The 8,937-nt window shown below is 44.1% G+C and carries 13 protein-coding genes and 1 pseudogene; 2 read left to right on the forward strand and 12 right to left on the reverse strand.

Annotated features, from left to right (window positions below; all coding sequences use genetic code 11):
• The 3 genes from ACTHO6_RS20790 to ACTHO6_RS20800 all read right to left on the reverse strand — a co-directional run.
• Positions 1 to 1,225: CHC2 zinc finger domain-containing protein (locus tag ACTHO6_RS20790; protein ID WP_440243717.1), on the reverse strand; the 1,225-nt coding region annotated here is incomplete at its 3' end.
• A gap of 341 nt (positions 1,226 to 1,566) precedes the next feature.
• Positions 1,567 to 2,325, reverse strand: coding sequence for a hypothetical protein (locus ACTHO6_RS20795; protein WP_238501336.1), 759 nt, complete (start codon positions 2,323 to 2,325; stop codon positions 1,567 to 1,569).
• Positions 2,326 to 2,476: 151 nt separating this feature from the next.
• The gene (locus tag ACTHO6_RS20800; RefSeq protein ID WP_238501334.1) at positions 2,477 to 2,881 is read right to left on the reverse strand and encodes a hypothetical protein; all 405 of its coding nucleotides are present in this window, start codon (positions 2,879 to 2,881) and stop codon (positions 2,477 to 2,479) included.
• A 142-nt stretch (positions 2,882 to 3,023) separates the two neighbouring features.
• On the opposite strand from ACTHO6_RS20800, the pseudogene ACTHO6_RS20805 reads away from it, so the two are divergent.
• Positions 3,024 to 4,094: pseudogene (locus ACTHO6_RS20805) on the forward strand (beta family protein).
• Here the strand turns inward: ACTHO6_RS20805 and ACTHO6_RS20810 are convergent.
• The 8 genes from ACTHO6_RS20810 to ACTHO6_RS20845 form a co-directional block, all read right to left on the reverse strand.
• Complete coding sequence (locus ACTHO6_RS20810) at positions 4,055 to 4,627, reverse strand: sce7726 family protein (RefSeq protein ID WP_238501333.1); 573 nt, start codon at positions 4,625 to 4,627, stop codon at positions 4,055 to 4,057. The pseudogene ACTHO6_RS20805 and the gene ACTHO6_RS20810 sit on opposite strands and share 40 nt — an antisense overlap.
• Positions 4,628 to 4,820: 193 nt before the next feature.
• Positions 4,821 to 4,937: a sigma factor-like helix-turn-helix DNA-binding protein gene (locus ACTHO6_RS20815; RefSeq protein ID WP_238501329.1), complete on the reverse strand. Its 117-nt coding sequence runs from the start codon at positions 4,935 to 4,937 to the stop codon at positions 4,821 to 4,823.
• 44 nt (positions 4,938 to 4,981) lie between these two features.
• Positions 4,982 to 5,371 (reverse strand): hypothetical protein, encoded by a 390-nt coding sequence (locus tag ACTHO6_RS20820; RefSeq protein ID WP_238501328.1) that lies wholly within the window; start codon positions 5,369 to 5,371, stop codon positions 4,982 to 4,984.
• Positions 5,372 to 5,740: 369 nt separating this feature from the next.
• Positions 5,741 to 5,956 carry a hypothetical protein gene (locus tag ACTHO6_RS20825; RefSeq protein WP_238501327.1) on the reverse strand — a complete coding sequence of 72 codons (216 nt, stop codon included), beginning with the start codon at positions 5,954 to 5,956 and terminating at the stop codon, positions 5,741 to 5,743.
• Between the two features lie 72 nt (positions 5,957 to 6,028).
• Complete coding sequence (locus ACTHO6_RS20830; protein ID WP_238501326.1) at positions 6,029 to 6,202, reverse strand: hypothetical protein; 174 nt, start codon at positions 6,200 to 6,202, stop codon at positions 6,029 to 6,031.
• Between the two features lie 34 nt (positions 6,203 to 6,236).
• Complete coding sequence (locus ACTHO6_RS20835; protein ID WP_310764618.1) at positions 6,237 to 6,629, reverse strand: DUF4406 domain-containing protein; 393 nt, start codon at positions 6,627 to 6,629, stop codon at positions 6,237 to 6,239.
• Between the two features lie 45 nt (positions 6,630 to 6,674).
• Positions 6,675 to 7,145, reverse strand: coding sequence for a hypothetical protein (locus tag ACTHO6_RS20840; RefSeq protein WP_238501325.1), 471 nt, complete (start codon positions 7,143 to 7,145; stop codon positions 6,675 to 6,677).
• 3 nt (positions 7,146 to 7,148) lie between these two features.
• Positions 7,149 to 7,985, reverse strand: coding sequence for a DNA adenine methylase (locus ACTHO6_RS20845; protein WP_238501323.1), 837 nt, complete (start codon positions 7,983 to 7,985; stop codon positions 7,149 to 7,151).
• 105 nt (positions 7,986 to 8,090) lie between these two features.
• On the opposite strand from ACTHO6_RS20845, the gene ACTHO6_RS20850 reads away from it, so the two are divergent.
• On the forward strand, positions 8,091 to 8,246 hold the full coding sequence (locus ACTHO6_RS20850; protein WP_238501321.1) for a hypothetical protein: 156 nt from the start codon (positions 8,091 to 8,093) through the stop codon (positions 8,244 to 8,246).
• A 1-nt stretch (position 8,247) separates the two neighbouring features.
• Here the strand turns inward: ACTHO6_RS20850 and ACTHO6_RS20855 are convergent.
• Positions 8,248 to 8,937: ATP-binding domain-containing protein (locus tag ACTHO6_RS20855; protein WP_440243722.1), on the reverse strand; the 690-nt coding region annotated here is incomplete at its 5' end.

The raw sequence follows: 8,937 nt of genomic DNA on the forward strand, positions 1-8,937 counted from the left end.
CCCCTGTTACTGCGTCTCGGTTGGAGAATACGATACTGTTGGTCTTCTGATCCCATCCAATGCCATACGTTCGGATGGTATTAGCATCCAATCCCCTTTCTCTTAGATAGTTCTGGGCATCTTGGGAGAGACAAAGATCGGCAGCATACTTATGCGCCAGCTCCCGTCGTTGCATTTTGAGAAGTTTATTTGAAACAGTAGTCGTCTTCTGCTTACACGAAGATTGGTTGCGGGGTCTCTTGTATTTTCCCAAATCAATCCAAGCCCGATAAACCTCCCCTGGTATTGCTAAAAGCACTCGGGTTTCGCCTTTGAACAATAGCTGTCTTACGTCCTTAAGCACCTTCCGTACCGCATCTCCAAAGCGCATTCCGTACATGTGTCGAACCATTTCCGCAGCATCGCCAGAAATGGAGCAGGCATGGCAGTACCAGATGCCTTTTTCCCTGTTGGCATACATACTTGGTTCGGTATCCCCATGGAGCGGGCACAAGCAAGGATGTTCACCCGATCGGTTTTCTCTTTGAACCGTAATCCCAAGATGACGGAAATATACCGGGAGGTCAATCCATTCTCGTATCCATGTTGCAGCAGCTCGAGCTCGGTCCGTGGAAACTTTCGAGGGTAAAATCAATGCACTCGCGAGAGAAGCCGCAGTGATTTCACCCTCGTCACAATCAATTGGTTTTAGAGCCGTGGCCCCCGACTGCTGATTGACCAACGTTGCAGGATTCACACACGCGCGCGTAACCAACTGGGGTAATATATACTTTTTTATATATACTCCATTAGCGGCTGCCGGTTCTTGGAATGCAACATTACCTGCTTTATCCATGCAATTGCAGCTGGGGACAAATGCAACATCGCTTTCCATTCCCATTGCAACATTGGGAACGACCTGTTCCGTTCTGGCGTCTCCTCTGCCCCCCACCTCCTGAATCCTAATCTTTTCTTTAAGGACAGTCTTGGATGCAACATTACTGTCCCGTGCTTTTCTTGGGACTACTTTAACCTGGGTAGCATCCTGCCGCCACTCACCCACCTTTTCGATTTTGACCCCTTCACATGTCCGTTGTGTCTGGATCAGATTGGCAATTTCAAGTTTCCGTATATTCCTCCAAACGGTAGCTCTGTGAACTGCAAAAACATCTGCAACATCACTGAAACGAACAAAGGAATGGTTGACCAAATACACATAAAGTTGGTATAATTTATTTGTGTTCATATTGAGATTCAAAAGGGACTAGCGGCATCTAGTCCCTTTTTCTTTCCTCCTTTCTTATAGTTTTTGTTGTTTTTTTCATACCACCTTCATCAAAAAACAGCCTCGACGAGTGCCAGTTTTCTGAGCCGTCGCTTTGCCTTCTGGCTGGCTTTGATTTTCACGAACTCAACGCTACGGTCGGCTGGCCGGAATACCTTGATGATCTCGTCGGGGCGCCGGAGGTTGCTCCTCATAGAAAACTTCACTGGTGTCCGGGTCGACGAATTGGCGCACTACATTACCACCACCACCCAATTGAGTTTGTTTTGGAATGTAAAAAAAGTTTAGGTCCTCTAATATTTTTACTTATGACCCTTTAATTTTCTGTAAACCTTCAAAACTGAAGTGAAGTCGAATGGCATATTTGCAAAGTCCTTAGGAAGCAACATGTTTATTAACTGGTCAAAATACCTAACAAACAAGAGATCAAACTCTATTAAGATCTCTTTCCATTCGTCGATATTGATTTCTTCCCTTGCCAATAATTTGGGTTTAAAGCCATTAACACTGCCCATGAATTTTTTAGGGTTCTGTCCCATACCAACAAAGTGAAATGTTCCACGATGTTTTTGATAATTATACTTTTCACGTACAAGGTGAAATGTTCTATTACTCTTGAAAGCTTGGAGGTGATTCCTAAGCTTAAATTGCTTGAGTAGAGTAAGTTGCCACCACAATTCGTCAAAATAACATTCTTCCAACAATGAATTGTATTGCTCTTCATCTTCTATCACTTGATATTCATCTACGGCATAATAAAGCCAAGCAGCTTGCCAGGACAAATCAACACAATAATTGTAGCAAGCTAAAGCATTAAGAAAAAAATGTGCTTTAGCCCAAGTAACATGTAATTGATCATGTTTTTCTATCATCTGCCCATAATTGTCCAGCTCCAAGAAACATAATGATGAACGAGCAAAACAAAATGTGTGATAAACGTCAGATATTTTAAAGGCAGCAACAACTTGACCCGGACTATAGTTTCCGTAATGCCCTTCATGTGGTTGATAATCTAGCCAATGATGCATATCTGCAATTTCATACAACTTTTCAGCTTCCACTTTCATCCCCCCGCTAATTAAATTCGCTAGTGGGGATTTTTGATCCTTTCCTGGAACTGGGTTTGATGTTATCCGCCTTATCAACGGAATACCGATGATTTAACTAAAAGATCTTCTCCACAAAAAAGAAAAAGCACCGCGTGGGTGCTTGTCACTTACTTAATTTTTCCGCCATAACTTTTGTAATCGCCACAATTTTGGCAGAAGCTAGTCTCTGTTTTTCTAACCCTCCTTCAAACATTGTTGTATCCGCCTTTACGTTGTCAATATCAAGTGAATTGATAAGACTCTGGGTAGCCTGTATATACTCTGAGAAAATGTTTACCAATTGTGCGTGCTCATTTTCTACAATGCCAGGAGCTGTTATGCTATTTAACTCCGCTTTTTGACTTTTGAATTCCTTCAGTAATTGTTGGTAGCCTTCTTTCATTGCCCTTATGTCATCTATTGTTTCTGGCTTGCAACTACTAATCTCGCCATATTTATTAGCGGTTTCTCTTATGGCTCCACCAATTTTTGCAACAGCTTGAGCGTAAGCAAAATAAATTGGATTCATGAAAATCCCTCCCACCTCGACAATTCGCCACTAGCGACCATATTCCTACAACTTTCGTCCGACATTTTCTGACATTTGGAAGGTGTGTAATGCTATCGATAGAATAATATAGTTAATCAACATGGAAAGGATGGTATTTTTTGTGAGTTATTTTCCTGTTCTTAGACATTCAAATGCAGAAATCGGCGCCTACTCTAATCTAAAAGAAGAAACAAAAAAAGCAATTATACCAATAATTGAATCAAGACGTATCGCCACCAGTAATCGTTCAAAATGGTGGGAAACATTCAAAACAATTGGAACGTATTTCAAAAAAACTTTTGAAGATAGGGAATTCATTTACGACTTCCGTCAAGCTTTCGATTTTATTGGCAGTCCTAACAACCAACTCTTGTCCGATAAAGGTGTTGATTTGGTCAGCTATTGCTCGCAAAAATTTAAAGAGCAAGGATTAAATTACATCCCTGCTTTCCATTTTGATTCTGCAGATTGGTATGTCGAAGCTATTGCAAAGAGTAATCCTGACAAAATCGCCGTTCGTATAAGGTGTTGGTAGTCTGATGAAGTGCTGGACAGCATAATATTTGATCGTGTAGACACCATTATTAAAAAGTACTTTGATAACGCTGTTAAAAAATTTATCATTATAGACTTTTTCGATAAGAACAGTAATGCGACTAGAATCGAAAGTGCCGTAGAGGTATTTACTAAACTTCAAAATGCTACTCCAATTATTTGCTTGTCCTCTTGCCCTGCCAATGCCGATAAAGCAAAGCCTATGACTTTCAATAAAATTGCACCCCGTAGTGACTTTGCAACCTACTTGAAGCTAAAACAAAAACACCGTTCATTGCTGTACTCGGACTACACAGTTAGACTCACTCCAGAGCCAGATGAAGGAAAAAAAATTAAGCAAGAAAATACTTACTTAAAAGTCTTTTACACTACATCCGACTCTTATATGGTTGGTAAATCAACATTAATCAAAGATAATGGCATAGAGACATTTGTGAAAGTATGCAATGAAATTATTCTGAGCAAGGCATATAATGGAAAAAACTTCTCCGATGGCGACAAAGCTATACACGACGGGGCACATAGGAAAATTGTAATAAAAAGTCACAACAAATTAATTGAATACGGCATTAGCCACCATATTGAATTTACTATTAATTACTTCCGCCAGAATTCTCTAGTTTTGAGAGAGGTATAAACAAAATTCTTTATCACATCGATATCTTTCTCACCTGCAAAAATATCCAAAAGTTGAGATTTGGTAAGCCTTTTTAGCTTTTTTGAATAACCCAGTACATCAACTAGCTTCTCTAATTCATCTTTCCAAAGCAATTTTAATAGCAACTCTTTATCTTGGGACGTTTGCTTACGTCCTTTTCTTTTGCTTATTAATTTGACTTCTCCTGCTCTCTTCTTAACAGTTGTAATCCCCCACCAGTTGGGCACAGTGACTTTAACTTCATCATAATACTTCTCGTCAACCACAATAGTAACTCGTTCAAATAACCGATTATAATATTCCATTTGCTTTGGAAGTCTTTTTAGATTGTCGCTTTCGCTCTTAATCTCATAACCGTGTAGTATACCGTTAACAACCGCGACATCTACTCTTGAAGCACCAAAATCAATTCCCAATTCATTAATGATCCTGGTATCTGGCTCATCTCGATGTTCAGATGAAAGGAACTCAAGTAGTACCTCCCTAACATCTTGGTCACGTAGCTTTTCCATACTTACATCCCGTTCCTTAGTTTCTTGGCCTTAGTATACTTTGACGTTTGAATGCATATTCCTGCCATAGATAAAAATCTCGCCCCGTTTCCGAGGGGGTAAGGAGGGGTTCGTGAAAGAAAATGTCCTTTCACTTACTATTGGCATTCGCACGACAAAAAACAGGCTCAACTGATTAAGAAGAGGCTGTTCATCACACGATCCGATATTTTTGCTGAGCGCGCTTGATGTGAGTGTCTACGCTGCTCTTTGTTATGCCGAGCATATCCGCAATCTGTGAATGAGTGAAGCATTCTCCATACGCCAGCACGTAGCATTCCCGTTCCCTCCCCAGGGTACAATCGTAATGTTGTGTTAACTGCGTGCTTTAATTTTTTCTGCGAGGTCTATTACGTTGCTGACCTTGTCTAGCTTGTAAGGTTCGATTTCTGCACAAAAGTTTTCGTGCAAGCACTTATACTGACTGAAAACGTCGAAGTAAACTTTGTGGCCTCTATACCAAACCGGCATATGTTTATCACCGACTTGGTTGAAAAAAGATCCACTCTCAATGTCCAACCCCTTGATCGTTCCTTTTGCCCCCTTGGGAATAATGATGTTTTCAAAAAATGGCTCAAGCTTGATCAGCACGTCTTCGTTCAAAGTTACGGTATCCCCGTATTTCAATCCGCGATTATCGTATTCGTAACCTTCTGGAACAATTTCGCCTACCGCATATCTCCTTTCGGTTGCCGATCCGGCCATGTTCATACCCCCATTTAACAAATCGTGTGTTGTGATTAATACCAATAAGCTTATGATTTGGGTAATACTGGCATTTGAAATATTTGTGAAAAGGTGACATATAGTGAAAAGAGTCATATTAGATATTGTCATTTCCATTGTAATTTTAACAACCATGCTCAAATTAGATTTGATTGGTAACGGTGGTATAAATAGCGAAAGCTGGGTCATGCTTGTCTTAGTGATCATCGTATCTATATATTTTGTTATGAGGCTAATTACACAAAAGCGAAAATGATGAATTATCAGATGTGTTCAATAACTCTCTCCTTGTCTCGGTTACCGTTGTGTATCCAGGAGCAGCCATGGAAGACTGCTCCCAATGCCTGTCTACTCCGTCCACCACGCAACGCAAGGAAATTGCTTAACATCCTGCACCCATTCACGTACAGTCGTCGTGATATAGCCAATGCCGCTAGGTGACTCCACTTTGTTCGGCTTGTCCATCGGATAGTCGTCGACTGCGTAATCAGCAAAGTCCTCTTCGCTGACCCCGGTGTGCCGCTTGTACCAGTCAACGACAGATTCCCGATCATATCCGACCACTACCTCATAGCGATCAGGTCCGATGGCGAAAGCTTTTAACCCCTTGGTCTTTTCAGCCAGAATGGAATCAAGCTACTGATTGATGTCTTTACGCAACTCGTCATTTGTAGTTTGTTCCGCGTAAGCACGCAGTGCAGCAAATGCTGCTCTGTCCTTATCTGGCCGGAGTACAAAGCAATCGTTTACCAGCTCGCCGGTGTCCACCTTGCGGACATCGTACTTCACATACAAACCTTTGTTTTCCATCGTTCTTTCCTCCCTTTTCTGAGTAACTATCGTGTTAATTTACCGCTTTTTCGTCGTGATACCGTATTTCCTTACCGGTTGCCTTAGCATATTCGATCTCGTTCTTTGTGCTAGAACCAATGTATCCACCGAAATTGATCACATAAATCTCATCTGCCATGTCAATTTTTCTTAAGTGGATATTGTCCAGCATCTGCTTTTCTTGCTCTGACAATTGGATGCCTTCGCTATGGCCAAACACGCCAACCGATATCACGAGGTTCCCTTGCAATGTAAGGTTTTTATTGACCTCTTCAAACTCTCTTTTGAATCGTGTCGATCCGCATAGGGTGATGACCCTTGGTTTTTCCCTTCTGCATCTGCAAGGGTATTTATAGTGGATCGGCTCGTCGCAAACTGAACATACGCCAATACGTTGATTTTCCATTCGTTTCCCTCCCTGATTATCAAATTGAGCATTGTGTTAAATGCCTCAAGCAATGATGATTTCGTGCCGGAACAATCCACCCTCAGCCGGTTCCATTGCTGGTGGGAACCGGTCCGGTGGGAGCTGCAGCAGGAGTCTGCCGCTCTTGCTCATCCCCACCTTCCGGAATCCCGCTGCGTGAAAGCAACCGCCTCGCAAATGCTCTCCGACGTAGGTGATGATCCCTTCTGCCGGCGGTTCTCCCCAAAGGTGCCGTGTAATCCCCAGCGCCAACACGATCAGGTGACTTGAGAGGTAATTCCCCTCGTTACGGAACAAGGTACATTCCCAAGCGTCCCAGCCATCATCCCGGATACCGTTCCATGTCACCCACAGCGCTTTTTCATCCTCTGTAAGCAGGACCAAGTTCTTTCTCGGCCTACAAAACTGATTACTTCCGGGTTTCTGGCGGGTGTAGTGCCTGTCTGCCAACTGCAGCGCTCTGTGATCACCCTTATTAATCAAGGTCCAAGACATGTCCTACACCCCCCACCTACCCCAGCTGTACCCCGGCAGCGAAAAGATTGTTTGTTGCCCAACCTGCTGCGCAGCCAGCGGATTGATCCAGAGGACTTCCTTACGCCTTTTCCCGCCTTCAGCTTGCACGAATTTGGTTTCCCTATACCAGTGCGCCAGGCGTTCGTCATACAAGAGATGCTCGTAACCAGAAAGCAAAACCGGACCAGGATGGGCATCGAGAGCATCAAGCAGCTCCAGGTGGTCGGCATCCGTCATTTCATGTTTGTACATCCGGTTGTTCCGTGTCGCCAGGACATAAGGAGGATCGGCGTAAATCAAGACCTCAGACCGCCGGTGCCGTTCAATAAGTTGCAGCGCTGGTTGCTGCTCGATCTGCACGTACCGCAGGCGTTCCGTCACAGCAAGAATCTTCTCCGGCAATTCCGCCCAAGATTTCGTTACAGATGGTCCGTTCGTGTCGATGATGTGCCGCCAACCGGTTCTATCGCTTGTCTTACCCCCGCGTGCCATCCAGCAGCGAATCAGGAACCGTCGGGCGTCCTCTAGCTCGTCGCCAGTCGGCTCGTAGCTGTCGTAATACTCCTGCCGGGAGTATGGCGTCCATCTTATCTTTTCCGCCAATTCCTCCGGCCGGTCCCGGATTACCCGGAAGAGGTTGACCACTTGGCCGTCCAGGTCGTTCACCGTTTCGATCTTGGAGGGCGGCTTGTTGAAAAGGACAGCGCCGCTTCCGAAAAACGGCTCCAGGTAAGTCTCATGCTCCGGCATATGCTCGATGATCCAGTCAGCCATGCTCCATTTGCTTCCGGGATAGTGTAGTATCCGTGAGACCTTCACTGTTTACGTCCTCCTTCCGTCAGGCCATTTAACATAATTGAGCTTGTGTAAAACCTTTTTTGTCCCAACCCGGTATGCTACGCTCACCACAAGGAGCGTGATCGTATGGAAAAGTCGTTTTACTATCCAGTCCCCTGGCAGGAGGTCAGCTACCTTCGTGATGCCTTAGTCTCCATGGAGATTCCATTTCTCATTGAGCAGGATGACTGTCTTGATCTTGCCGCAGGCCAAGTCGCCTTCGTTTTCCCGGAAGCTTTATAAGCTAGGAAAAATCAACAGCCCTTCTCTCCTCCCAATTAGGAAGAGTCGGGGCTGCCTTGTTCAGTCCATATAGCTGAATGTCCTCAACGATTCGTTTGGTTAGTCTCGTATTACGTGCCACAATCTTGTTGTTCTTAATCGCAATCTGCAAGGCTTTTTTGGTTCCCACCAAGACTACTTTGGATTCGGCTCGGGTGATTCCGGTGTAAATGAGATTTCTCGCAAGCATGATGTAATGACTGGTCGATACCGGTATGATGACGATGGGAGCCTGCCCTCCCTGCGACTTGTGTATGGTGATACTATAGGCCAGTTGAAGCTCATGTAATTCTTCCTTTGTGTATGTCACCGCTTGGCCGTTGATCGTGCAGTACAGACCTTTCTCTTCCGTTACGTGCCCTTCTTTGTCCAGCAGGTAATCAATCCGATCAATCTTACCGATATCGCCGTTATAAACCTCTTTCGCGTAGTTGTTTTTGGTCTGAATAATCTTGTCCCCGACTCGAAAGACTGTTTTCCCGACCACGATTTCTTCCTTATTGGGGGCAGAGGGATTGAGGGTTTCCTGGAGCACACGATTCAGCTCTTCTGTTCCAATGGGTCCCTTTTTCATGGGACTGAGGACAAGAATATCTGCAGCGGTGTATCCAAGCTGCGTAAACCTCACGACGCTGTTCCGAATCGTAGCAGC

Origin of the sequence: Brevibacillus sp. SAFN-007a, from assembly GCF_051967035.1 — a bacterium.
Lineage (GTDB): Bacteria > Bacillota > Bacilli > Brevibacillales > Brevibacillaceae > Brevibacillus.

Coding starts and splice junctions, on each gene's coding strand:
- ACTHO6_RS20800 (WP_238501334.1), bottom strand. CDS start 2,881: ATGAATCCAATTTATTTTGCTTACGCTCAAGCTGTTGCAAAAATTGGT.
- ACTHO6_RS20810 (WP_238501333.1), bottom strand. CDS start 4,627: ATGGAAAAGCTACGTGACCAAGATGTTAGGGAGGTACTACTTGAGTTC.
- ACTHO6_RS20820 (WP_238501328.1), bottom strand. CDS start 5,371: ATGGCCGGATCGGCAACCGAAAGGAGATATGCGGTAGGCGAAATTGTT.
- ACTHO6_RS20830 (WP_238501326.1), bottom strand. CDS start 6,202: ATGGAAAACAAAGGTTTGTATGTGAAGTACGATGTCCGCAAGGTGGAC.
- ACTHO6_RS20835 (WP_310764618.1), bottom strand. CDS start 6,629: ATGGAAAATCAACGTATTGGCGTATGTTCAGTTTGCGACGAGCCGATC.
- ACTHO6_RS20840 (WP_238501325.1), bottom strand. CDS start 7,145: ATGTCTTGGACCTTGATTAATAAGGGTGATCACAGAGCGCTGCAGTTG.
- ACTHO6_RS20850 (WP_238501321.1), top strand. CDS start 8,091: ATGGAAAAGTCGTTTTACTATCCAGTCCCCTGGCAGGAGGTCAGCTAC.